At 68.4% G+C, this 24446-nt stretch carries 18 protein-coding genes and 1 pseudogene; 8 read left to right on the top strand and 11 right to left on the bottom strand.

Annotated elements, in window-relative coordinates:
- Window positions 1-17 precede the first annotated feature (17 nt).
- Together NFL01S_RS11740 and speD are read left to right on the top strand one after the other, a co-directional pair.
- Window positions 18-2492: a DEAD/DEAH box helicase gene (locus NFL01S_RS11740; RefSeq protein WP_371851819.1), complete on the top strand. Its 2475-nt coding sequence runs from the start codon at window positions 18-20 to the stop codon at window positions 2490-2492.
- Between the two features lie 33 nt (window positions 2493-2525).
- A complete protein-coding gene (gene speD / locus NFL01S_RS11745) occupies window positions 2526-2921 on the top strand; it encodes an adenosylmethionine decarboxylase (protein ID WP_062974347.1) in 396 nt (131 codons plus the stop codon).
- Between the two features lie 246 nt (window positions 2922-3167).
- Here speD and NFL01S_RS11750 read toward each other — a convergent pair whose 3' ends face one another.
- Entirely contained in the window at window positions 3168-3791 is a 624-nt protein-coding gene (locus NFL01S_RS11750; RefSeq protein WP_168433947.1) for a DUF5134 domain-containing protein, read from the bottom strand.
- 235 nt (window positions 3792-4026) lie between these two features.
- Here NFL01S_RS11750 and hrpA point away from each other — a divergent pair, with 235 nt between their 5' ends.
- The gene (hrpA, locus tag NFL01S_RS11755) at window positions 4027-8349 is read left to right on the top strand and encodes an ATP-dependent RNA helicase HrpA (protein ID WP_063915920.1); all 4323 of its coding nucleotides are present in this window, start codon (window positions 4027-4029) and stop codon (window positions 8347-8349) included.
- A 278-nt stretch (window positions 8350-8627) separates the two neighbouring features.
- Here the strand turns inward: hrpA and nrdR are convergent, their stop codons facing one another.
- Both nrdR and NFL01S_RS11765 read right to left on the bottom strand, forming a co-directional pair.
- Window positions 8628-9095, bottom strand: a complete 468-nt coding sequence (gene nrdR, locus NFL01S_RS11760; protein ID WP_033242242.1) for a transcriptional regulator NrdR — start codon at window positions 9093-9095, stop codon at window positions 8628-8630.
- Window positions 9096-9297: 202 nt separating this feature from the next.
- Window positions 9298-9747: a hypothetical protein gene (locus tag NFL01S_RS11765; protein ID WP_062974353.1), complete on the bottom strand. Its 450-nt coding sequence runs from the start codon at window positions 9745-9747 to the stop codon at window positions 9298-9300.
- A gap of 259 nt (window positions 9748-10006) precedes the next feature.
- Here NFL01S_RS11765 and lexA point away from each other — a divergent pair, with 259 nt between their 5' ends.
- Together lexA and NFL01S_RS11780 are read left to right on the top strand one after the other, a co-directional pair.
- Window positions 10007-10750, top strand: a complete 744-nt coding sequence (lexA, locus tag NFL01S_RS11775) for a transcriptional repressor LexA (protein ID WP_084492606.1) — start codon at window positions 10007-10009, stop codon at window positions 10748-10750.
- Window positions 10751-10923: 173 nt separating this feature from the next.
- Complete coding sequence (locus tag NFL01S_RS11780) at window positions 10924-11643, top strand: hypothetical protein (RefSeq protein WP_062974357.1); 720 nt, start codon at window positions 10924-10926, stop codon at window positions 11641-11643.
- A 173-nt stretch (window positions 11644-11816) separates the two neighbouring features.
- Here the strand turns inward: NFL01S_RS11780 and NFL01S_RS11785 are convergent, their stop codons facing one another.
- Entirely contained in the window at window positions 11817-12704 is an 888-nt protein-coding gene (locus tag NFL01S_RS11785) for a helix-turn-helix domain-containing protein (RefSeq protein WP_062974359.1), read from the bottom strand.
- Window positions 12705-12816: 112 nt separating this feature from the next.
- Here NFL01S_RS11785 and NFL01S_RS11790 point away from each other — a divergent pair, with 112 nt between their 5' ends.
- From NFL01S_RS11790 to NFL01S_RS11800, 3 genes are all read left to right on the top strand, one after another.
- Window positions 12817-13608: an SDR family oxidoreductase gene (locus NFL01S_RS11790; RefSeq protein ID WP_062974361.1), complete on the top strand. Its 792-nt coding sequence runs from the start codon at window positions 12817-12819 to the stop codon at window positions 13606-13608.
- Window positions 13609-13617: 9 nt separating this feature from the next.
- Window positions 13618-14703 (top strand): NAD(P)H-dependent amine dehydrogenase family protein, encoded by a 1086-nt coding sequence (locus tag NFL01S_RS11795; protein WP_062974363.1) that lies wholly within the window; start codon window positions 13618-13620, stop codon window positions 14701-14703.
- 291 nt (window positions 14704-14994) lie between these two features.
- Complete coding sequence (locus tag NFL01S_RS11800) at window positions 14995-16365, top strand: alanine/glycine:cation symporter family protein (RefSeq protein WP_062974365.1); 1371 nt, start codon at window positions 14995-14997, stop codon at window positions 16363-16365.
- Window positions 16366-16493: 128 nt separating this feature from the next.
- On the opposite strand, the gene NFL01S_RS11805 is transcribed toward NFL01S_RS11800, so the two are convergent.
- The 7 genes and pseudogenes from NFL01S_RS11805 to NFL01S_RS11835 form a co-directional block, all read right to left on the bottom strand.
- Window positions 16494-17639 carry an acyl-CoA dehydrogenase family protein gene (locus NFL01S_RS11805; protein ID WP_062974367.1) on the bottom strand — a complete coding sequence of 382 codons (1146 nt, stop codon included), beginning with the start codon at window positions 17637-17639 and terminating at the stop codon, window positions 16494-16496.
- A gap of 166 nt (window positions 17640-17805) precedes the next feature.
- Complete coding sequence (locus NFL01S_RS11810) at window positions 17806-18705, bottom strand: lysophospholipid acyltransferase family protein (RefSeq protein ID WP_062974369.1); 900 nt, start codon at window positions 18703-18705, stop codon at window positions 17806-17808.
- A 122-nt stretch (window positions 18706-18827) separates the two neighbouring features.
- Window positions 18828-20387: a GTPase HflX gene (gene hflX / locus NFL01S_RS11815; protein WP_157116470.1), complete on the bottom strand. Its 1560-nt coding sequence runs from the start codon at window positions 20385-20387 to the stop codon at window positions 18828-18830.
- Window positions 20388-20446: 59 nt separating this feature from the next.
- Entirely contained in the window at window positions 20447-21352 is a 906-nt protein-coding gene (gene dapF / locus NFL01S_RS11820; RefSeq protein WP_062974371.1) for a diaminopimelate epimerase, read from the bottom strand.
- A 46-nt stretch (window positions 21353-21398) separates the two neighbouring features.
- The gene (locus tag NFL01S_RS11825; RefSeq protein ID WP_084492608.1) at window positions 21399-22235 is read right to left on the bottom strand and encodes a TrmH family RNA methyltransferase; all 837 of its coding nucleotides are present in this window, start codon (window positions 22233-22235) and stop codon (window positions 21399-21401) included.
- Between the two features lie 299 nt (window positions 22236-22534).
- A pseudogene (gene miaA, locus NFL01S_RS11830) lies at window positions 22535-23437 on the bottom strand (tRNA (adenosine(37)-N6)-dimethylallyltransferase MiaA); the annotation flags it as partial.
- The gene (locus NFL01S_RS11835; protein WP_062974373.1) at window positions 23434-24210 is read right to left on the bottom strand and encodes a class III extradiol ring-cleavage dioxygenase family protein; all 777 of its coding nucleotides are present in this window, start codon (window positions 24208-24210) and stop codon (window positions 23434-23436) included. The gene NFL01S_RS11835 and the pseudogene miaA, both read right to left, overlap by 4 nt.
- Between the last annotated feature and the right edge of the window lie 236 nt (window positions 24211-24446).

A 24446-nucleotide genomic window follows, 5' to 3' on the forward strand; every position in this document is an offset into this window, starting at 1 on the left:
TGACCGAGCTGCTGGAGATACCGGGAACCGACGCCGACGCACTGTACGAGTCGTTCGCGATATGGGCAGCCGATCAGGGCACACCGCTGTATCCGGCGCAGGACGAGGCGCTGATGGAACTGGCGTCCGGTTCCCATGTCATCCTCTCCACCCCGACCGGTTCGGGTAAATCACTGGTCGCCGTCGGCGCGCACCTGTTCGCCCTGGCGGGCGGCCGGCGTACCTATTACACCGCACCCATCAAGGCGCTGGTGAGCGAGAAATTCTTCGCGCTGTGCGAGGTGTTCGGCGCCGAACGGGTGGGTATGGTGACCGGCGACGCGGCGGTCAACCCGACCGCACCGATCATCTGCGCCACCGCCGAAATCCTGGCCAACCTCGCGCTGCGCGAAGGCGCGAGCGCCGATATCGGCCAGGTGGTGATGGACGAATTCCATTTCTACGCCGACCCCGACCGGGGCTGGGCCTGGCAGGTACCGCTACTGGAACTACCACACGCCCAGTTCCTGCTGATGTCCGCGACGCTCGGCGAGGTCGATTTCTTCGCGACCGACCTCGAACGGCGTACCGGCCGCAATGCTGCGGTGGTGGCCGGGACCGAACGCCCGGTGCCGCTGAGCTTCTCCTACGCCCGTACACCGATCACCGAAACCCTCACCGAACTGGTGACCACCCACCAGGCACCGGTCTATGTCGTCCATTTCACCCAGGCCGCCGCGCTGGAACGCGCGCAAGCGCTGACCAGTGCGAACTTCGCCAGCCGGGCCGAAAAGGATGCGATCGCCGAGGCGCTCGGGGAGTTCCGGTTCTCCTCCGGCTTCGGCCGGACACTGTCGCGACTGATCCGGCACGGGATCGGTGTGCACCATGCGGGAATGCTGCCCAAGTACCGGCGTCTGGTCGAACGTCTCGCGCAGGACGGACTGTTGAAAGTCGTCTGCGGTACCGACACTCTCGGAGTGGGCATCAACGTGCCGATCCGTACGGTGTTGCTGACCGGGCTCACCAAGTTCGACGGTGTCCGGACCCGGCGGCTCAAGGCCCGCGAGTTCCATCAGATCGCCGGCCGCGCCGGGCGGGCGGGTTACGACACGATGGGCACCGTGGTGGTGCAGGCACCCGAGCACGAGGTCGAGAACGCCCGGCTGCTGGCGAAAGCCGGTAACGATCCGAAGAAAATGCGTAAGGTGCAGCGCCGCAAGCCGCCCGAGGGTTTCGTGTCGTGGAGCGAGGAAACCTTCCAGCGTCTGGTCACCGCCGCGCCCGAACCCATGGTGTCGCGGTTCGCGGTAACCAACGCCATGCTGCTGAATGTGATCGCCCGCCCGGGCAACTGTTTCGAGGCGATGCGCCACCTGCTGGAGGACAATCACGAACCGCGGCCGGCGCAGCGGCGCCATATTCTGCGGGCCGTGCGGTTGTATCGGGCACTGCGAGACGCGGGAGTGGTGCAACAGCTGCCGGAACCCGACGCGCAGGGCCGTTATGCCCGTCTCACCGTGGATCTACAGCGCGATTTCGCCTTGGACCAGCCGCTGTCGCCGTTCGCGCTGGCGGCGTTCGAACTACTCGACCGGGATTCGCCGAGTTATGCGCTGGATATGGTCTCGCTGGTCGAGGCCACGCTCGAGGATCCGCGCCAACTGCTGATGGCCCAGCAGCACAAGGCCCGGGGTGAGGCGGTGGCCGAGATGAAGGCCGACGGGATCGACTACGACGAGCGGATGGAACTGCTCGAGGAGATCACCTGGCCGAAACCGCTGGCGGAACTGATCGAAGCCGCCTACGAGACCTACCGGGCCGGGCACCCTTGGCTGTCGGAGTTCGCACCGTCTCCGAAATCGGTGGTCCGCGATATGGTCGAACGGGCGATGACCTTCACCGAGCTGATCTCCTATTACGAGTTGGCCCGGTCGGAAGGTGTCGTCCTGCGGTATCTCGCCGACGCCTATCGGGCGTTGCGGCGCACCGTGCCGGAGGCGGCCCGGACCGAGGAATTGGACGATCTCACCGAATGGCTGGGCGAACTGGTGCGTCAGGTGGATTCGAGCCTGCTCGACGAATGGGAGCAGCTGACGGGTGCGGGCGCCGAAACCGATGCCGGGCAGCTCGCGTTCGGTGCCGAAACCGTCCGTCCCATCACGGCCAACGAACGCGCCTTCAAGGTGATGGTGCGCAATGCGATGTTCCGCCGGGTCGAACTGGCGGCCCGCCGCCGCTGGTCCGAACTGACGGATCTGTCCCCGGGCCCGGACTGGGCGGCCGATCTCGAACCCTATTTCGCCGAATACGACGGTATCGGCACCGGCCCGGACGCCCGCGGTCCGCAGCTTTTCCGGATCGAGACACGCCCCGGTTTCTGGCAGGTACGGCAGATCATCGACGACCCGGCCGGTGATCACGGCTGGGCGATTGTCGCCGCCGTGGACCTGGCCGAATCCGATGCCGCGGGCGATGTGGTGTTCGACGAGGTCACGGTGGTGTCCGGGTGACCGCCGAGAACGGATGAGCGAGGTCGAGGCGTCGTGACGGCGGAATTCACCGGCCGGCATGTGCTGGCCGAATTCGGCGGGGTCGACGGTACGCTGTGCGACGATCTCGACCGGCTCACGGCAGCCCTGCACGCGGCGCTGACCACCGCGGGCGTCACCATCTGCGAAATGGTGAGCAAGCAGTTCGAACCGCACGGGGTCACCGTGCTGGCGTTGCTGGCCGAATCACATGCTTCCCTGCATACATACCCGGAGAGCGGCGATATCTTCGTCGATGTCTTCACCTGCGGTACCTCCGCTGACAGCGCCGAAGCCGTCGCCGAGTACCTGCGCGCCGCATTGTCCCCGCGCAGGGTGCAGATTTCCACAGTACGGCGCGGCCGAGCACCTGTGCGCGACCGGGACGGGGCCGGAGGCATCGGCGGATGATTCGCCGACCGTGCCGTCTGTCCCGGCCATAGGCGCCTTCGCCCGCCCCGGCCGGCGGCCGCGTCGATCGGTCCCGGCCCGCGTCGGTGGGCACAGGCTTGTCCCGTACCGGTGACAGGCTTCCACTCCCGGTTCGATTCACCGAGGGCCACGGTGGGTGCGCGGCGAGCCGGTCACCCGACAGCCGGATGCATCGGCGAGCCCGTCCTGGGCACTACCGGCCGAGCACTGCCGGGATCGGTCGGCTCAGCCGGTCGCGGAGGCAGCGAGCATGTAGGCCATCCCGAGGTCCATGATCACGTGCGGTAGTACTCCGAGGGGGAAACCGCGCCCCGGCGAGGCCGGATGCGCCGCCCACCACACACGGCCTCCGCGCAGCGCCGTCACCGCTACCGCGACCGCATCGCCCAGGAACAACAGCGCGAGGACGGTCACCGGCACCACCCCCGGACCGCCGCCGTGCCCGGCCGCGGAATGTCCGGACATGGTCGCCAGCATCACCCCGGCCGCGGCGAGGTGATAACCGAGCGCGCCGGCCCGGCCCGCGCCGGCTGCGCGATCCCGCACGATCCGTGCCGCCGACAGCAAACCGAATACCAGCGTCATGGCGAGCAGCACTCCGTGCAATGCGTGAGCGTGCACCTGGGCGGGAAACAGCACCATGACCGACATCACAGCGCACATCAACAGGTGCGCCGCATCCGATTCGTGGTCGCCGTCCGTACTTCCGCAGCCCGCGCCGGCCGGGGCCGGCCGACCCGCGCGCGCCGGCCTGGGCATCACCCGGACCAGCACAACGGCGGCCGCGGCGGCGAAAGCGAGTGCGGCACACACCCGCACCGCCGTCTGATCGAGACCGAATTCGACCATGCCGCATTGCCTTTCGCGAAGATAGCACCTGCAAACATCGTCGCACGGCATCCCGTGCGAGGGCACGAGTTCGATCGGAACGGATTCGACCGGCACGCCGCACCTCCGCTCGGCTGCCCGACGTGCCCGATTCGCCCGTGGCACGGTGGCGCAGCCTCCCGGCCGTCGATCGCGTGGCGACCCGCTGCGACCGCCGCCGGTGGCTGCCCGGGGTTTCGTTACGCTGGTTGTCGCAATGACCAGGACTTCAGTCACTCACCGGGAGCTTCGTACCCGGTTGGCCTCACTCACCCTCCGCGACCAACACCGGCTGCGCAAACAGCTGGACCGGGTACGCGGCGGCGATCTCGCCCGGATCGAATCCGAGATCGGTACCGCCGAACAACGCGTCGCGGCGCGGCGCGCGGCGCTTCCCGCGATCACCTACCCGGAGCAACTCCCGGTGACGGCGCGGCGCGCCGATATCGCCGCCGCCATCGCCGCCAACCAGGTGGTGGTCGTCGCCGGGGAGACCGGCTCCGGTAAGACCACACAGCTCCCGAAGATCTGCCTCGAATCGGGCCGGGGTATCCGCGGGGCGATCGGGCACACCCAGCCGCGCCGGCTGGCGGCCCGTACGGTCGCGGAGCGGATCGCCACGGAACTGGGCACCGAACTGGGTGACGCGGTCGGCTATACCGTGCGGTTCACCGATCAGGCCGCCGAGCACACATTGGTCAAACTGATGACCGACGGAATCCTGCTCGCGGAGATCCAGCGCGACCGCATGTTGTGGGCCTACGACACGATCATCATCGACGAGGCCCATGAGCGCAGCCTCAATATCGACTTCCTGCTCGGTTATCTGAAGCAGCTGCTACCGCGCCGGCCGGACCTGAAGATCATCATCACCTCGGCCACCATCGACCCGGAGTTGTTCGCCCGGCATTTCGCGGACGAGGCGGGTAATCCGGCGCCGATCGTCGAGGTGTCGGGCCGCTCGTATCCCGTCGAGCTCCGGTATCGCCCGCTGGCACTGCCGGTTGCGGCGGCTACCGACGACGACGAGGACCGCGCGGTGGATCGTGATCCGGTCGATGCGATCTGCGATGCCGTGGTCGAGCTGTTCGCCGAGGGCGACGGCGATGTGCTGGTATTCCTGTCCGGCGAACGGGAGATCCGCGATACCGCCGATGCCCTCACCGATCTGAAACTCCCCCGTACCGAGATCCTGCCGCTGTACGCGCGGCTGTCGGCAGCCGAACAGCACCGTGTCTTCGCACCGCATACCGGACGCCGGGTGGTCCTGGCGACGAATGTCGCCGAAACCTCGTTGACGGTCCCGGGGATCCGCTACGTCGTCGATCCCGGGACCGCGCGAATCTCCCGGTACTCGATGCGGACCAAGGTACAGCGGCTGCCGATCGAACCGATTTCCCAGGCCTCGGCGCGGCAGCGATCGGGCCGTTGCGGCCGAGTGGCCGACGGTATCTGTATCCGCCTGTACTCCGAGGACGATTTCGACGCGCGCCCGGCGTTCACGGACCCGGAGATCCTGCGCACCAATCTCGCCGCGGTCATCCTGCAGATGACCTCGCTCGGCCTCGGCGATATCGAACGATTTCCGTTCGTCGAGGCACCCGACAGCAGAGCGGTCCGCGACGGTGTCGCGCTGCTCGAGGAGCTCGGCGCGCTGACCCGCCGGCCGGCAGCACCGCGGGCCGGCGGACAGGCCGGTACGCCGTATCACCGCACCCGGGACGACGCGGAAACGTGTCGTGCGGGCTCCACCGAGCCGGGCGCCACCGGCCAACCGGGCATCGGCACCCGGTCCGCCACCGTTTCCTGTGAAGAACCGTCCAGGACCGCTGCTCCGGAAGCGGACCCCGCAGGATCCCGCCCGGGCCGGCGCACCACACAGGCCGGCAGCTCGGCGCAGGGGCATACGCTCACCGCGACCGGGCGCGAAATGGCCCGGCTGCCGGTGGATCCCCGGATGGGCCGCATGCTCGTCGAGGCGCACCGCACCGGCTGCCTGGCCGATGTGCTGGTGATCGTGGCCGCGTTGTCGATCCAGGACGTCCGCGAACGGCCGGCCGATCAGCAGCAGGCCGCCGATACCGCACACGCCCGGTTCAGTGTGCCGAACTCGGACTTCCTGGCCTATCTGCGGCTGTGGGAATACCTCAACGGTCAGCGCCGGAGCCTGTCCGCCAACCGGTTCCGGCGGATGTGCCGGGAGGAGTTCCTGCACTACCTGCGGATCCGGGAATGGCAGGATCTCTACGGCCAGTTGCGCACCATCACCAAGGGGATGGGCTGGTCGCTACACGACGGCTCGGCCGATTCCGCGCCGGCGCAGGGCACCGCCGCCGGAGAAACCTCCGACAGGGCCGGCAATTCCCGGCGCCGGGGCCGCCATACCAGGAAACCGGAGCGCGCAGAGGGCGGCCGTGATACCGCCGGCGCTCGCCCCCACCCCTCCGGCCCGCGGCCGCTCGACGAGATGACACCGGATACCGATCCCTGGGACTCGACGGCAATCCATCAGGCGCTGCTCGCGGGCATGCTGTCGCATATCGGCGTTCGCGAGGCCGAATCCCGTGAGTTCCTGGGCGCGCGCAATGCCAAGTTCATGATCTTCCCCGGGTCCGGGCTGGCCAAGAAACCGCCGCGCTGGGTGATGGCGGCGGAACTGGTGGAAACCTCCCGGCTGTGGGGCCGGATGGCGGCCCGGATCGAACCCGAGTGGGCCGAACGCCTCGCCGGGGAGCTGGTGAAACGCCACTACTCCGAACCGCACTGGTCGTCGCGGCGCGGCACCGCCCGTGCCTACGAACGTGTGACGCTCTACGGGGTTCCGCTGGTCACCGGCCGGCTCGTCGACTACGGCCGGATCGACCCCGAGACCACCCGGGAGCTGTTCCTGCGTCACGCGCTGGTCCAGGGCGAATGGGAGACCCGGCACGAGTTCTTCCACCGCAACCGCGCCCTTCTGGACGATATCGCCGACTTGGAGCACCGGGCCCGCCGTCGCGACATCCTCGTCGACGACGAGGTGCTGTTCGATTTCTACGATCAGCGGATCCCGGCAGATATCGTCTCGGTCCGGCATTTCGATACATGGTGGAAAACCGCCCGGCGCAGCGACCCGCACCAACTCGATTTCACCACCGATGCCGTGGTCAACAAGGGCGCCGACCGGCTGGACCCGGCGGCTTTTCCGGACACTTGGCGGCAGGGCGAGTTGTCGTTCCCACTGACATACCAGTTCGAGCCGGGGCAGGCCGACGACGGTGTCACGGTGCGGATTCCGGTCGCGCAGCTGGCCCATGTCCGGGCGGTCGGATTCGACTGGCTGGTGCCCGGACTGCGAGCGGAGCTGGCCGCGGCGCTCATCAAGACCCTGCCCAAACAGTTACGGCGGACAGTGGTGCCCGCCCCGGATTTCGCCACCGCCGCGCTGGCCGCACTCACCGCCCGCGCCGAACCGTTGCGTACCGGACTGGCCAGGGAACTCACCCGCCTGGCCGGAATCCCCATCACCGCGGCCGATCTGAACCCCGCCGCGCTGCCCGACCATCTGCGCATGACCTTCGCCGCCGTCGACACCGATGGCCGTATTCTGGATACCAGCAAGAGCCTGGCCGAGCTCAGAACCCGGCTGTCCGATCAGGTTTCGGCGTCGGTCGCGGCGGCGACGGCCGGAGCCGAACGGGCCGCCGCCACGGTGTGGACGTCGGAATCGCTGGGCACCCTGCCCGCGACGGTGCGCCGGGAGGTCGCCGGTCAGCCGATCACCGGCTACCCCGCCCTGGTCCCGGAAGCCGGCGGCGTCGCGGTCCGGGTACTCAAGACACCGGGCGAACAAGCCCGGGCCATGCGCGCGGGAACGCGGGCACTGGTCCTGGCCGCGATCCCGACCTCCGCGCGTGCGGTGACCGCCGGCCTGTCGCCGGCGGACCGGTTGGTGCTGAGCCAGAACCCGTACGGGTCGGTGGACGCGCTGGTGGAGGATTGCCGCGCAGCGGCCGCCGATCAGCTCATCGCCGCCGCCGGTGGACCGGTCCGCGACCCGGATCGGTTCGACCGGCTCGTAACGGAGATCCGGCCGAAGTTCAACGAGGTGGTGGGCCGCATAGTCCGCCTGGTGGTCCCGGTACTCGCCGCGGCGCACGAGGTTTCGGCCGCCCTGCCGAAGGTACGGGAATCCGATATCGCCGACGATGTGCGAGATCAGCTGGCGGAACTGGTTTTCGACGGTTTCGTTTCGGAGTGGGGCCCGGCGCGGTTGCGGGAACTCCCCCGCTACCTGCGGGGCGCCGCGGCCCGGCTCGCGGCGCTGCCCGGTTCGGCCGATCGCGACCGCCGCGCCATGGCGGAACTCGATGCGGCGGCCGCTGTCTACGACCGCCTGATCGCCGGTGCGCCGGAATCACGGCGCCGGACGCCCGCGGTCGCCGAAGTCTGGTGGATGCTCCAGGAATTGCGGGTGAGTCTGTTCGCGCAGAAACTCGGCACCCCATATCCGGTATCGGTGAAACGGATCCAGAAAGCAGCGGACACCGCGCGGCGCTGAAGGCGACCACCGCCGCACCACGAGTGGACGTATATCGTTCCCCCGCCGGATCCGGCCCCTGCGCACGGCACGTCGCCGATCGATCGATATGGGGCTCTTTCCCGCGCGCCCTCCATCGGCGGTGGTCGGCGCGGGGCCGAGATCCCGGCCCGCAGTCAGGTGACGTCCCCATCGACCGGCTCGGGCACGATCCCCCGCCGACGGGCCGCGAGCCGGATCACCGTGGCCTGACTCTTCCCGACCGGGAAGCTCGGGCGGTGGTGTGCGACCACACCGGCTCAGTCGTTCGCGGCGACCGCCGCACGCGCCCGGCGTATCTCCCGGATCTCACGTTCGAAATCGTCGGCCGAGGTGAACGATCGATACACCGAGGCGAAGCGCAGATACGCCACCTCGTCCAGTTCGCGTAGCGGCCCGAGTATCGCCAGCCCGACCTCATGGCTCGGCACCTCGGGCGACCCCTTGGCCCGGACGGCGTCCTCCACCTGCTGGGCCAGCAGGTTCAGTGCATCGTCGTCGACCTCGCGGCCCTGACACGCACGGCGCACACCGCGAATCACCTTTTCCCGGCTGAAGGGTTCGGTGACTCCGCTGCGTTTGACCACGGAGAGAATCGCCGTTTCCACGGTGGTGAAGCGGCGGCCACATTCCGGGCATGCGCGTCTGCGGCGAATGGCGGCGCCCTCGTCGGCCAGTCGCGAGTCGACGACCCGGGAGTCGGGGTGTCGGCAGTACGGGCAGTGCATCCGGGGTCCTTCGTCGCTGCGAACGCTCGCGGCCGAACCGGCGGCGGTCGCGGGTCCGGCGAGCGCTGGCACCGGGTGGCTGCCCGGTACCGGGAGAACCGGCGCCAGGCACCGGCTCATCTGCATAACACGTCGAGGATACCGGCACGGGGTGTACTGCGCTTTCCCTCACCCCGGGACGGCGCGCGGACGGGTACACGACCTACCGGACTCCGGCCGCGCCGCCGGGTGCCGCAGGCACCGCCACAACCGGAATTCCGGGCAGTTCCGGAGCGGGCGGCGGCTCGGGGGCGCGCAGATGGGCGAGCGCCAGGAAGCCTGCCACGACCACGGCGGTGAGCAGGGCCGTCACCGCCGTCGCCGCAAAGCCGGCACGGGCACGCTGGACGAGTTCGGCGGGTTCCGGCGCGACGGCCCGGCCCCGGACAGCGGGTCCGATTCGCAGGGCGGCGGGCGCGCGGCTGCCGGACCCCGGCCGCGCGATCGCGGCACAGGGCCGGGATGTACGGCCGGGGTGCGGGAGCCGCACCGGCGACTCGCCCCCACCCGGACGGCGCATTCCGGTGTTCCCCGGCGTGCGGGGATCGGGTGCCGTCCGGCTGGTGACGTCTTCCCACGCACCGGTGCCGGTCACGCTGATCGCAGTGTTCATCGGATGGACCTCCGTGCTGGTCGCTCGCGGAACCTCGGGCGGTATTCGATCAAATGTTCGACGAACTGGTGTTCGATTTCTACCACGCGAAGGGGGATGATGTCAGTAGCAACGCCGGACATACCTCGAACAGATGTTTGATAGATCGCAGCGGCCGGACTAGATTCACTGCACGGTATGAACTTCGGGTACGTCCGGAGCGGATCCGCCCGCCGGGCACGGGTCCACCGGGCGCGGAGACCGACGAGAAAGGGCGGTTGTGGTGAGCCAATCAGACACGGGTGACGGGGCCGAGACCGGCCCCGGCCCCGAGCCGGCGGCTACCGGGGCGGATCTCACCGTGCGTCAGCGCAAAGTGCTCGACGTGATCCGGTCCTCGGTGAGCCTGCGTGGCTACCCGCCCAGCATCCGCGAGATCGGTGACGCCGTGGGGTTGAACTCCACCTCCTCGGTCGCCCACCAGTTGCGCACCCTGGAACGCAAGGGTTATCTGCGCCGCGATCCCAATCGACCGCGCGCAGTGGATGTACGCGGTATGGACGAAGCCGTCCGTTCTGTCACCACCTTGGCACCTGCCGATACCGTGGGTGCGGCACCGGCCACCGAGGACAGCAACGCCGATCAGCCCGTCCCCACCTACGTACCGGTACTCGGACGGATCGCCGCTGGTGGCCCTATCCTGGCCGAACAGGCGGTGGAGGACGTGTTCCCGCTACCCCGCGAACTGGTCGGCGACGGCTCGCTGTTCCTGTTGCGGGTGGTCGGCGAGTCCATGGTCGACGCCGCGATCTGCGACGGCGACTGGGTGGTGGTGCGCCAGCAGAACGTGGCCGACAACGGCGATATCGTCGCCGCGATGCTCGACGGCGAGGCCACGGTGAAAACGTTCAAACGCAGCGGTGAGGATGTCTGGCTGATGCCGCACAACCCACTGTTCGAACCGATCCCGGGTAACGACGCACGCATCCTCGGCAAGGTCGTCACGGTGATCCGCAAGATCTGAGCGCCCACATCCCTGCGAGGTCACGGTGAAGCACCCGGAGGGATGTGGTCGCCGGCACCGGAAACCTTCCCGTTCGGGTGGCACGGCCGGCCCGCGACGGGACCGCTCGCAGGGCTCGCCGGCCCGGTAGACGGAGCACCGGGTGCGGCGGCAACGGAACGAGGTGAACTCGTATGGCCTGCCACAGCGTTCCTTTCGCGCGCCCACACCGCAGCACCGAGGACATCGGACCGCCGGAGTTGGTGTGGTACGCGGCCTACGGGTCGAACGCGGACCCGGACCGCCTGACCTGTTATCTCCTCGGCGATACCCCGGAGGGCGCGACAGCTGCGCCCGGCACTGTATCGGGTGCGGATGGTCCCGGCCGACCGCCGATTCGCGGTTGCCGGGACCGGACACCGCCGGCCCGGTCGATCGGAATCGTTCTGCCCGGAGTGCTCTATTTCGCCACCGAATCGGCGATCTGGACCGGCGGCCGAGCCTTCTACGATCCCGCAACGCGGGCCGAAACACCCGCTCGCGCCTACCTGCTCACCCGCGCCCAGTTCAGCGATATCGCCGCGCAGGAGATGTATCGGCCGCCCGGCACCGATCTGGACCTCACCGAGGCACTCCGTACCGGCCGATCACGGTTCGGCCCCGGCCGCTACGAAACCCTGGTGTGCCCCGGTTCTCACGAGGGTGTGCCGATCGTGACGTGCACCGCCGACCGGCGCTGGCGCGACCTCCCCGGTAACCCGCCGGCACCGGCTTATCTACGCCGGATCGCGATCGGCCTGCGTGCGGCGCACCGCTGGTCCGATACCGATACGGCCGTCTATCTCGCCACCCGCCCGGGCGCGGCGGGGTATTGGACCCCGCGCACGGTTGCCGAACTACTTCGCGACGACTGACCGGGCCGGCGGGTGCTGCCTGCCACCGCGAGGCCCGCGCAGACGTGGAACGACGAGTGCGCGTCTGCACTTCGGCCGGCTGCTGTCCGCCGGCCTCGTTCTGGGAAGGCTCTTCTCCTGCGGCGATGGCGACACCTCCCAGCGTGGCCTGGGGGCCTTCTCGCGGTGACCGGTCAAGACCGGGGGCTCGTTTGCTCGCGCGCTTCCAGCGCCACCGAGATCGCCTGCGCTCCTACCTTGATCAGCTGGGCATAGCGCTCCCGGTCGGCCGGACCGACCTCGGCTCGCAGCGGGCCGAACTGAACTTCGTACGGCACCTCGTCGCCGCGGAACACCGGAGCGGAGACGTAGCTGACCGGAAGCGATCGGGGGGTCGCGATATCGGCTGTGGTATAGGCCCGCGAGGTCAGGCGGGAGAGCTGGCGCAGCAGTTTCGCGCGCAGGGCCGGCTGCAGGAGTTCGGCACCGAGCGCGCCGAACAGTTCGGTGAGAACATCGACCAGCCCGGCATCGTCATCCTTCGGGCGGAACATCGCGAATCCGTGTGTGGTGACGAAATAGAGGAGATCTCGCGCGCCTTCACGACCGGCCGCCGAACGCAACCACCGTTCCCGTTCACCGGCCGGCCGCCACGGCATCACCGCCGCCCCGGCCGGGTATGCGAGCGGAATCGACTGCCCCACCGACAGGCCCGGCACGATCGTCTCGCCCGCATAATGTTTCGCGACGATGGTGAGCCGATCGCCGGCGATCCGGCTCACTGTCGCCCCGCATCCGGCCGCCTCCGCCAGAGCGGCGAGTTCGGCGCCGACTGCCCCGCCCGCCTCGACGGCTTCGGTGCCGGCCAGCCGGGACAGGGCCGGCCCCGGGCGGTAGGCCAAGCTCGCATCGCGGGTCACCCACTGCGCGGCGCACAGTTCGGCGAGTACGGCCGTCACCGTGGCCCGCGCCAGCGAGAGCTGGTCCACGATCTCGGTCACCGTGAGCGCGCGCGGTGACTCCGCGAGCAGTTCGACCACCGCCACCACCCGCCGGGTGGGCGGGGATCCCGAAGCCGTCATCTCGATCTGCTCCCTTGTCGCAGGCCCGGAGGGGCCCTACACTGCATCGACTATTCGGTATCAATTTGTCGAATATTCGTCATCAGCGTAGTAGACCTTCAGGAGGAGCCCAATGATTCTGGACAGGTTCCGGCTCGACGACCGAGTCGCCATAGTCACCGGCGCCGGACGCGGCCTCGGCGCCGCGATCGCGCTGGGCTTCGCCGAGGCCGGTGCGGACGTAGTGATCGCCGCCCGTACCGAAACCGATCTCGACGCGGTCGCCGGCCAGATCCGCGACCTGGGCCGACGAGCCCACACCGTGGTGGCCGACCTCTCCGATGCCGACGCCTGCGCCGCATTGGCCGGCACCGCCGCGGCGGAATTCGGCCGGCTCGATATCGTGGTGAACAATGTCGGCGGGGCCATGCCGAAACCCCTGCTCGAGACTTCCCCGGAAACCATGACCGAGGCATTCGAGTTCAATGTCGCCAATGCCCACGCCCTGATCCGGGCCGCCGTACCGGTCATGCTGGATACCGCCGACGGCGGGTCGATCATCAATATCACCTCGACCATGGGCCGCCTGCCCGGCCGGGCCTTCGCCGCCTACGGCACCGCGAAGGCCGCGCTCGCGCACTACACCCGGCTGTCCGCAATGGATCTGTGCCCGCGTATCCGGGTCAACGCCATCGCCCCCGGCTCCATCGCGACGTCCTCGTTGAAAGTGGTCGCCGACGACGACAACCTGCGCGGCGCACTGGAGAAAGCGACCCCGCTGGGCCGGATCGGCGATCCGGCGGATATCGCTGCCACTGCCCTGTTCCTGGCCTCCCCGGCGGGCGGCTACCTGACCGGCAAGGTGATCGAAACCGACGGCGGACTGATCGCCCCGAATCTCGATATGCCGATCCCGGATCTGTGAGGTGACATCATGACCTATCGCGTCGTGCACTGGGGCACCGGCAATGTCGGCAGACACGCCCTGGCCGGCATCATCGGCGACCCGCGACTCGAGCTCGTCGGCGTCCGAGTGTCCAGCAGCGAAAAGGAGGGTCGCGACGCCGGTGAGCTCGCCGGCCTGGAGATCCGGACGGGTATATCGGCGACCACCGATACGGCGGCGCTGCTCGCCACAAAACCCGATGTGGTGGTCTACACCGCCATGACCGATAACCGGCTCATGGAGGCTCTCGGTGATCTGCGGACGATTCTGTCGGCGGGAATCGATATTGTGGCCAGCGCACCGGTGTTCCTACAGTATCCGTGGAAAGTCCTCCCGGACGACCTGCTGCGCCCCGTCGAGGAGGCCGCGGCGGCGGGCGGCGCCTCGCTGTTCGTCAACGGTATCGATCCGGGGTTCGCGAACGATCTCCTGCCCCTGGCGCTCGCGGGTACCTGCCGCCGGGTCGACCGGATCCGCTGCATGGAGATCGTCGACTACGCCACCTACGACAATGTGGCCGTGATGTTCGACATCATGGGCTTCGGAAAGCCCCTGGACGAAACCCCCATGCTGCTCCAGCCCGGGGTGTTGTCGCTGGCCTGGGGCAGTGTGGTGCGGCAGTTGGCGGCCGGGCTCGGGGTGGAGTTGGACAGTGTCACCGAAACCCATGAAAGGATTCCCGCGCCGGAGGATTTCACTGTCGCCGCGGGCGCGATCGCGGCCGGCACCACCGCCGGACTGCGATTCGAGGTCCGCGGGATGGTCGGCGACGAGGCGGTCACGGTGCTCGAACACGTCACCAGGCTGCGCGCCGACCTGGCCCCCGACTGGCCGCAGCCGGCGCAGGAGGGCGGGTCCTACCGGGTGGAGATCACCGGTGAACCGCATTACAGCATGGATATCTGCCTGGCCAGCGATCACGGCGACCACAATCACGCCGGGCTGGTGGCCACGGCGATGCGCGTGGTCAATGCCATTCCCGCGGTAGTGGCGGCGGCACCGGGTATCCGCACCACCCTGGATCTTCCCCTGGTCACGGGTCCCGGCCGGGAAAAGAGCGCCCCCAGTTCATGATTCGGACCGCACGGTGGGTGAGGCATGACGCAGGCGGCATACTCACCCACCGGGGCAACTCCCATTGACACATCGTCGGTTGCTCCGGGTGCGCCCGGCCTCCGCGCCGGGCCAGCTGGTGCTTCGGTATACCGGGTACCGCTACTCGCGTTCCACCCACTCGGACTCTCGTCGCACCCCGACCGGCTCGGAGTGGTTGAATGCGATCCGGAATGTCACCGGCGAGCGGTGACCCGGTGACGAGAGGGCCGCGCCGGCCGCGGTCCGTACCATGAGGCGGTTGTTTTCCGTATGGAAGAGTTCCTCGACAACGCGAGTGGCTTCATCTGGGGCCCCTGGTTGCTGATTCCCCTGCTCCTGCTGACGGGCCTGTATCTGACCGTGCTGCTGCGCGGAGTACAGTTCCGCCGGTTCGCGCTCGCGTTCCGTCTCGGCTTCGTCGAACGTACCGATACCGGCGCCGAAGGCGATATCTCCCACTATCAGGCCTTGTCGACCGCCTTGGCGGCCACGGTGGGCGTCGGCAATATCGCCGGTGTCGCCACCGCGATCTCACTCGGCGGTCCGGGCGCAGTCCTGTGGATGTGGTTGACCGGACTGGTCGGCATGGCCACCAAATACAGCGAAGCATTCCTGGGTGTCCGTTTCCGGCGCACGGACGCCGCCGGTAAACAAGCCGGTGGCCCGATGCACTACCTGAAACAAGGCATCAAGGGTCCCGTGGGTATCTTCCTCGGCGGATTCTTCGCGGTGGCCGGAGTGCTGGCCTCGTTCGGCATCGGCAATATGACGCAGGCCAATACGGTCGCGGCGAATGTCGAGTCGGAATGGGGCCTGGCGCCCTGGATCACCGGGCTGATCATCACCGTCCTGGCCGGCGCGGTGATCCTCGGCGGGATCAAAGGGATCGGCCGGGTCGCCAGCATTTTCGTACCGGTCATGATCGTGCTCTACATCCTGGGCGCCCTCGCCGTACTGATCTTCCGCATAGAGGAGCTTCCCGCCGCGATCGGTCAGATCGTCACCGATGCCTTCACCGGCACCGCCGCGACCGGCGGTTTCGTCGGCGCCGGTGTGGCCGCGGCCATCCAGTACGGCGTGGCCCGGGGCATTTTCTCCAACGAGTCCGGGCTCGGCACCGGCGGTATCGCCGCGGCCGCGGCCACGACCACCCATCCGGTGCGCCAGGCCCTGGTGTCGATGACCCAGACCTTCATCGACACGCTGGTCGTGGTTTCCTTCACCGGATTGGTGATCGTGGTGACCGGAGTCTGGAAGACCGACGCCTCGCCTGCGACCTTCACCGCCAATGCATTCGCCGATGCGCTGCCCGGGACCTGGGGCAGCGTGATCGTGACGGTCAGCATCGTCTTCTTCGCGTTCTCCACCATCCTCGGCTGGTCCTATTACGGTGACCGCTGCATCGAGTTCTTGTTCGGCAATGCGCTGGTGCTCCCGTACCGGATCGTGTTCATCGTCGTGGTCTTTGTCGGCGCCACGAGGGAACTGGAGACCGTCTGGCTGTTCTCCGATGTCGCCAACGGACTGATGGCATTGCCGAACCTCGTCGGCCTGCTGATTCTGTCCCCACTGGTGTACCGAGAGACCAAGGCCTATTTCGATCGCAAGCAAAGCCTGGATATCCGTGCCGAAGCGAAATGAGCCGGTGCGCAGCGTGACCCGGCACGGCGCCCGGCGCTGACGATACGGCGAGGGGCAAGGTATCCGCGGATACCTTGCCCCTCGGTGTGTGTATTCGTCCCGAAACGCGGCGCGTTGCCCGGAACCGATCAGGAGAGTTTCAGGCTGCGCCCGACGATCTCTTTCATGATCTCGGTGGTGCCGCCGTAGATGGTCTGCACGCGCGCATCCAGGTAGGCCTGGGCGATCGGGTACTCGCGCATATAGCCGTACCCGCCGTGCAACTGCAGGCAGCGATCGATCAGCGCGACCTGTTCCTCGGTGCTCCACCACTTGGCCATGGCCGCATCTTCGACCGACAGAGTGCCCGCGTTCAGTTCCGTGATGCAGCGGTCCACCAGCACCCGCACCGCGGTGGTCTTGGTGGCCAGCTCGGCCAGCACGAAGCGGGTGTTCTGCAGCGCGCCGATCGGTTTACCGAAGGCCTTGCGGTCACGGACGTACTGGCAGGTCATATCCAGGCAGGCTTCCATCGCCGCGGCCGCCATGACCGCGATGGAGAGCCGCTCCTGCGGCAGGTTCTGCATCAGGTGGATGAAGCCCATCCCCTCCTGACCCAGCAGATTCGCGGCGGGCACCCGGACATCGGTGAAGCTGAGTTCGGCGGTGTCCTGTGCCTTCAGGCCCAGCTTGTCGAGGTTGCGGCCGCGTTCGAAGCCCGGCATACCGCGCTCGACCACCAGCAGGCTGAAGCCCTGGGCGCCCTTCTCCGGGTCGGTTTGCGCGACCACGATGACGATATCGGAGTTGATGCCGTTGGTGATGAAGGTTTTCGCTCCGTTGAGCACCCAATCGTCACCGTCGCGGACCGCACGGGTCTTGATGCCCTGCAGGTCCGAGCCGGTACCCGGTTCGGTCATGGCAATGGCGGTGATGAGCTCACCGGAACAGAACTTGGGCAACCAGCGCTTTTTCTGCTCCTCGTTGGCGAGTTCCAGCAGATACGGCGCGATGACGTCGTTGTGCAGCGAGAAGCCGAGGCCGGAGTACTGTCCGCGTACCGTCTCCTCGGTGATGATCGAGTTGTAGCGGAAATCCTTCACCCCGCCGCCGCCGTACTCCTCCGGCATCGCCATACCGAGAAAGCCCTGCTTACCGGCTTCGAGCCAGACCGAACGGTCCACGGCGCCCTGTTCCGCCCACTGGTCGTGGAACGGCGCCACATGCGTCTCGAGAAACTTGCGGTACGACTCCCGGAACAGGTCGTGCTCGGGTTCGAACAGTGTGCGCTCCACACCTACCTCCTAGTGAACACTCCGACGGGGCCGCACCGGCCCGTCGCTGTGATCCACCGTACCCGGAGTGCGAATGGTTGTTTACTTCACGCCTGGAATTCGCTGGTGCTCCTGCTCTGGGATCGATCTCCGCTCCGCCGTACCATTCACGCCGCGGCGGCGTCGCTCAGACCGGTAGCAGCTCGCGCAGCCGCCCGGCGAGCGTGCGGCCGCGGTCACGGTCGCGTTCACCGAGCAGGAAGGTCAATTCCTCGCGTACGGCCTTCTGCACCATGAGCGACAATTGCTGCGCGGCTTCGTCGAGATCGTGGGCCTCCCGCCACGGCTGCGGATCGATCGGGGTACCGACCGAGAAATAGAAGCGTTCGGGGCGCGGGATGGCGGTCGGCCCCAGCCCGCGCACCAACGGCGGGGTCAGCTCGGCGTGGATCCCGAGCGCCTCGACCACCCGCCGCAGCGGGCGCAACAGCAGATCGTCCTTATCGGCGAGGATGTCGTAGGCATCATCGATCCCGATCATCGCCACCGGCACGATCGGCGCCCCGCATTCGATCGCCATCCGGGCGAAACCGGTGCGACCCTCCCAGCGCAGCGTGTATTTCTCCCCCTTACGGCGGATCGCCTCGCGGCCGCCGCCGGGAAAAACGATCACCGCTTCACCGTGTTCGAGCAGCGTCCGGCAATTCTTCCGGGTGCCGCGGACCGAACCGTAATGATGCAGCAGATGCCGCACGCCCGGAACGCCGATCAGCACATTCTCGGCGAGCCCGCGGATCAGCCTGCCCCGTCGCCGCAGCACCTCCGGTAGCAGCAGCGGAGCGTCGATCATGCCGAGCAGATTGTGGTTCGCAACCAGCAGCACGGGGCCGGAATCGGGGATATTCGACAATCCGAAGAACCGGGGGTCGCTCCATGCCCGCACCGGCGCCAGTAGTGCCTCCAGAAACCGGAGGTCGGCGGCGCCGAGGTCGACCGACAGCGGCGCCCCGTCGCTGAGCCGCGGCAGTACCGCATCGGCGTGCTGCCGGTCCCGGCCGGCCGTGGAGCGTGCGCCCGTGTTCCCCATGAATCCCTCCTGAAGTCGATCGATATTGATTGTGAATCGACATCAGCGGTATTCACACCCGGTATGCGAAGTCCCACACTCCGCCGGCCGAAAGCAGCGTTACCGACGCACGCCGGTAACCGTCACGTTCCGGCGGCCCCCGCATGCGCGTAATCGGACAGCGCGGCCGCGAGTGCGCGCGGTACCCGCGCCTGCACCCGGGTGCCGTGCTCGGTGTGCTCGGACTGCGAGATCCGGCCGTCGGCGTGTATCCGAGCCAGTAGATCGCCGCGGCTGTACGGAAGCAATACGCTCACTTCCATATCCAGTCCGCCGAGCACTTCGCCCAGCCTGGTCCGCAGCCGATCGATCCCGAGATCTTTGTGCACCGAGACGAATTCGGCACCGGGCAGCAGCCCACGCAGCCGTGTCAGCTCCACCGGATCGATCTCGTCGATCTTGTTGACCACGAGCAGCTCCGGTGGCGCCGGCAGACCCGATTCGCGCACCACATCGGTAACGACCTCGCGTACCGCCTTGATCTGCTCGACCGGCAGCGCATCGGACCCGTCCACCACGTGCAACAGCAGATCGGCGCCGGTGACCTCCTCCAGCGTCGAGCGGAATGCCTCGACCAGCTGGGTCGGCAGATGCCGGACGAACCCGACGGTGTCGGTGAACACCACCTCGCGGCCGTCCTCGAGCTGCGCCCGGCGGGTGGTCGGATCCAGCGTGGCGAACAGCGCGTCCTGCACCAGTACTCCGGAACCGGTCAGCGCGTTCATCAAGCTCGATTTACCGGCGTTGGTGTAGCCCACGATCGCCACGGCCGGCACACCACTCGATGTGCGGCGCGCGCGTTTGGTGTCACGGGCGGTTTTCATCTCGCGGATCTCGCGGCGCAGTTTGGCCATCCGCTCCCGGATCCGGCGGCGATCGGTCTCGATCTTGGTCTCACCGGGACCTCGCAGACCCACACCGCCGTTACTACCGGCCCGGCCGCCGGCCTGCCGGGACATCGACTCACCCCAGCCGCGCAGCCGCGGCAGCATGTACTCCATCTGGGCCAGGGCGACCTGCGCCTTACCTTCGCGTGAGGTGGCGTGCTGAGCGAAGATATCGAGAATCAGCGCGGTCCGATCGACCACCTTGACCTTGACGACCTTCTCCAGCGCGGTCAGCTGGGCGGGTGTGAGCTCACCGTCGCAGATAACGGTATCCGCGCCGGTGGACAACACCACCGCGCGTAGTTCCTCCGCCTTACCGGAACCGATGTAGGTGGCCGGATCGGGGCGGTCACGGCGCTGGATGAGCGCCTCGAGGACCTCGGATCCCGCGGTTTCGGCGAGCCGGGCCAGTTCGGCCATACTCGCATCCGCGCTTGCGGCGCTGCCCTCGGTCCACACTCCGACCAGTACCACGCGCTCCAGGCGCAGCTGCCGGTATTCGACCTCGGTGATATCGGTGAGCTCGGTGGACAGACCGGCAATACGCCGTAGCGCGCTGCGATCCTGGAGTTGGAGTTCACCGGTGGTGGGATCGGCTGTCCAGCCGCCCCGGCGACCGGGCGCGCCACCGCCGTCGCGACCCGCGACGCTGATATCGGCAGCATCCCCGGAATCGTCCGGATCATATCCGGACGATTCCGCGTCGAACGCTGCATGGGACCATTCGCCGGTCCCGGACGTGTCAGTGCTTTTCATACACCTTCCATGCTGCCACCATGCGCTGGTCGGCGCATTCGAATTTCCCGGTAGGGGGCTTACTGCGCATCCCACCAGTCCGCGGCCAGCTCGCCGCTCGCCACGAGTTCGGACGGGCCACGCAGCCACGCCGCACCCGCACGCAGACCAACTCGAACCTGTCCGCCGGGAACCCGGACGGTGGCCTCGCCGCTGCCCGTGGCCAGATCGAAGCCGCCGGCTGCCAGCGCGGCGGCCGCCGCCGCGACCGTGCCGGTCCCGCAGGACCGGGTTTCGCCGACACCCCGCTCGTACACCCGCATATCGACGCCACCGTTGGCATCGAGCCCGGTCAGGATCTCGATATTGACTCCGCGCGGGAACATATCCGGGTCGTATCCGGGGGGTGCGGTGAGATCCAGTTTCGCCAGCGATTCGGCCGTGAGAGAGCTGTCGACGCAGGCGAGGTGCGGATTACCGACATCCACGCCCAGGCCACCGTAACCCCACCCGGTCAGCGTGGCCGTCGATTCCCCGAGAACTCGCAGCGGGCCCATATCCACGGTCACCTCGCCGAGTACCGCACCGGCGGAATGCACGACGACCGGGCGCGCGCCCGCCCGGCTGCCCACCACGAACCGGTCGCTTCCGGCCAGCCCGCGGCACGCCAGATAGTGGGCGAAAACACGTACCCCGTTACCGCACATTTCGGCGACCGAACCGTCGGCGTTGCGGTAATCCATGAACCAATCGTCGGGCCCCACCCCGGCGGGGAGTTCCGCCAGTACACCCGCGGCGTGCAGCCGGCCGGCGGTCGCGACCCGCAGCACACCGTCGGCGCCCAGCCCACGACGCCGGTCGCACAGCGCGGCCACCCGGGCCGGGGTGAGAGCCAACCGCACCTGTGGGTCGGGCAGCACCACGAAATCGTTCTGGGTCCCGTGCCCCTTGGTGAATTCGACGGATTGCCCGTCGCGGGTGCTCACGTCTTCGCCTCCGTGCACGTCGGTCGGTTCTCCTCGGTCGCGGTCATCACTTGGCAAACGTCCGGCGCTGCCGGGAAATTTCGTACAGCGCCACCGCCGCGGCCGATGGCGCACCCAGGGAGCTGGCGGTACCGCCCATCGGGATGGTGACCGTATCGTCGCAGGCCGCGAACCACGCAGCGCTCATTCCGCCGGTCTCGTTGCCGAGGACCAGGATCGTGGCATCGATCAGATCCTGATCGAAGACGGCGCGGTCGCCGCGCTCGTCGGTACCGACGATCCGCGTGGGTATTCCCCGCTCGACCTGCCGGTCCCGGAAGGCGAGCACATCCGCCGGGCCCGCCACCCGGAACACCGGCATCGAGAACAGCGAACCGGTGGATGCGCGGACACACCGCGGGTCGTACTGGTCGGCACCGTGCCCGCTGACCACCACCGCCGAGGCACCGAACGCATCGGCGGACCGGATGAGGGTACCCAGATTGCCCGGCGAGTTCGGCCGATCGAACACAACGACAACGGGAGCTTCACCGGGGTCGCCGGCCTCGTAGCCGGCCAGGTCGGCGGGGACCTGCTCGGCGACCGCGACCAGTTCGGGGGCGCCTGCGCTCTTCTCCCCCAGTTCCGCCATCAGTTCCGGGGCCAGCCCGACGGCCGGCACCGGACTGCTGTCGAGGATGCCGCGCGCCCAGGAGGACAGTCCGGGATCGTCTCCGAGCCGGTACAGCAGGGTTTCCAGCGGCCAGTCGCAGTCCAGTGCCTGCGTGATCGGCCGGACCCCGTGTACAAGGAACCGGCCGTCCCGATTCCGGGTGGTCCGGTTGTCCAGATAGGCCGTCCACACCTGGACGGCGGCATTGCGGCTGTGTATCTGCCGGGTCACGGCCGGGTCGGCTCCTTCGTTGTGGGTTCCTCCACCGGAGATGCTGTGGAGTCGTGCATCGCCGGCTCGTTCGAGTCGGGTACCGGCGGGCCGGCGGGATCGAACGACACCGAGGGACCAGAATCCTGCGTCGGCGATGCCGCGGGATCGTGCGCCGACGACAAGCCGGGCCACCGGACAGCGGACGCTGCGTTCCCCGGCGTTCCGGAAACCGGGGCGGGGCGCGCATCGGACACCGTGCCGGCACGGGCACCGGAGACTACGCCGGGGCGCACCGTATCGGGGCCCGCCGGATCCTCCAGCAGCGACAGCGCTGTCTCGGTGGCGGCCGGGTTCGCCGCGTCCACCCAGCGCACCCGGTGATCGCGGCGGAACCAGGAGCGCTGTCGCCGCACGTACCGACGGGTGCCGATGAAGGTACGCTCCCGGGCCATATCGAGGTCGTACTCCTGATCGAGGAATGCCAGCACCTGGGCGTACCCGATCGCCCGGCGCGCGGTCTGCCCCTCCCGCAAACCGCGGCCGATCAGCCCACGTACCTCCTCGACCAGCCCCGTTCCGAACATCGTCGCCGTACGCTGGGCAATCCGCTCGTCCAGCTCGGTGGTGTCTCGGTCCACGCCCAGGATCCGGGTATCCCAGCGCGGTTCCCCGACCGCCGGCGCAGACGCCGCGAAGGGTCGACCGGTCAGTTCGACGACCTCCAGCGCGCGGACCATCCGGCGGCCGTCGGTGGGCAGAATGGTGGCCGCCGCGGCCGGGTCCGCCTGCCGCAACGCCGCGTGCACCGCGGTAACACCCCCCTCCGCCAGCAATGCCTCCCATTTGGCCCGCACCTGCGGATCGGTGGCCGGAAACTCCCACTGGTCCAGCAGTGCCTGTACGTACATCATCGAACCACCGACGATGATCGGCACTCGCCTGCGCGCCATAATTGCTTCGATATCGGCCGATGCCGCCGCCTGGTAGGCGGCGACCGTCGCGGTTTCGGTCACCTCCAGCACGTCGAGCTGGTGATGCGGGATACCGCGGCGCTGCTCCGGCGGAAGTTTCGCGGTGCCGATATCCATCCCCCGGTACAGCTGCATGGCGTCGATATTGACGATTTCGCCGCCGAGCCGTTCGGCCAGCTCGAGTGCGAGATCCGATTTCCCGGTGGCGGTCGGGCCGACCACCGCGACCGGGCGCACGGGCTCGGTCACCGGTCCACCCCGCCCGGCCGCCACAGCCCGGCGTAGTAGCCGACACCATAGGGCGCATCCCGGTAGCGTTCGGCAGCCACAGGCGGTTCGGGATCCCCGGCGAACAGCCCCGCCAGTGCCTGGTAGGCGACCCGTCCGGATAGCATCAGCTCGGCGCACAGCGCGGGATCCAGCGCGAGTAGCGCGGCCCGGTCACCCGCAGCCAGCGCCCGCTCCAATTCGGTCTGCACAGCCTCCGCACGGGGGTCGAAATAGCCGGGGGCGGCCGTCGACAAGGTCGCGGCGCCGTCCGCGACGACCAGGACGGCCCGGGGTTCGTCCATCGAATCGAGTTCGGCCCGCAATTTGGCTCCGGCCTCGGCACAGCGCGCCGGCGAGCTACCGGCCGCCAGCAACTGCGCCCGGACCAGCACATCCGGGGCGACCGCACCGCGCAACCAGCCGGCGATGAGCACCGCCAGCGGCAGATCGGGATTCGCCCCGGATATCTCGGGCGGGCCGCCCAGCGATACCGTCACCGCGGGGCCGAAACCCCGGAAGCTGCCTGTGGCGCCGGAGTCGTACTCCTGATCGGTGGCGCCGGCCCCCAGCACGGTCCACTGCGACGCCACCCCGGCCAGTTCCCGCCCGAGGGCGAGAACGGCGGTCCGCAATGCGGTCACGGCAGGTTCTTCCGGGGGCACCGCAGCCGCGGCACCTGCGGGCGCCGCGCCGCCGCACAGTTCGGGAACCAGCACCGGCGGCGAGGGGATGAGAGCCGCAAGACAGAACACGACGTCAACCGTAGCCCGTGCCCGTACAGCGGGGCTGCGCTCGGTGGCTGCGGCACGACCGTGCCCGGCGAACGGGTATGAGTGTCTCTCCCGGAAACCTGGTGGCAATTGCTAGGGTGCGAGGTATCCGGAAGTGGTACCGGTCGGTCCGGATCCGCAGGTCGGGCCGTATGCGCCGGTTCGGCGCAGCAGCGGCCCGGAGCGCGCACAACAGGCGGGCGGCCGACCGGCATCCC

The sequence above is a fragment of the Nocardia flavorosea NBRC 108225 genome (assembly GCF_001613385.1).
Classification (GTDB): Bacteria; Actinomycetota; Actinomycetes; order Mycobacteriales; family Mycobacteriaceae; genus Nocardia; species Nocardia flavorosea.

Coding starts and splice junctions, on each gene's coding strand:
- NFL01S_RS11750 (WP_168433947.1), bottom strand. CDS start 3,791: ATGGTCGAATTCGGTCTCGATCAGACGGCGGTGCGGGTGTGTGCCGCA.
- hrpA (WP_063915920.1), top strand. CDS start 4,027: ATGACCAGGACTTCAGTCACTCACCGGGAGCTTCGTACCCGGTTGGCC.
- nrdR (WP_033242242.1), bottom strand. CDS start 9,095: ATGCACTGCCCGTACTGCCGACACCCCGACTCCCGGGTCGTCGACTCG.
- NFL01S_RS11765 (WP_062974353.1), bottom strand. CDS start 9,747: ATGAACACTGCGATCAGCGTGACCGGCACCGGTGCGTGGGAAGACGTC.
- NFL01S_RS11780 (WP_062974357.1), top strand. CDS start 10,924: ATGGCCTGCCACAGCGTTCCTTTCGCGCGCCCACACCGCAGCACCGAG.
- NFL01S_RS11785 (WP_062974359.1), bottom strand. CDS start 12,704: ATGACGGCTTCGGGATCCCCGCCCACCCGGCGGGTGGTGGCGGTGGTC.
- NFL01S_RS11790 (WP_062974361.1), top strand. CDS start 12,817: ATGATTCTGGACAGGTTCCGGCTCGACGACCGAGTCGCCATAGTCACC.
- NFL01S_RS11795 (WP_062974363.1), top strand. CDS start 13,618: ATGACCTATCGCGTCGTGCACTGGGGCACCGGCAATGTCGGCAGACAC.
- NFL01S_RS11800 (WP_062974365.1), top strand. CDS start 14,995: ATGGAAGAGTTCCTCGACAACGCGAGTGGCTTCATCTGGGGCCCCTGG.
- NFL01S_RS11810 (WP_062974369.1), bottom strand. CDS start 18,705: ATGGGGAACACGGGCGCACGCTCCACGGCCGGCCGGGACCGGCAGCAC.
- hflX (WP_157116470.1), bottom strand. CDS start 20,387: ATGAAAAGCACTGACACGTCCGGGACCGGCGAATGGTCCCATGCAGCG.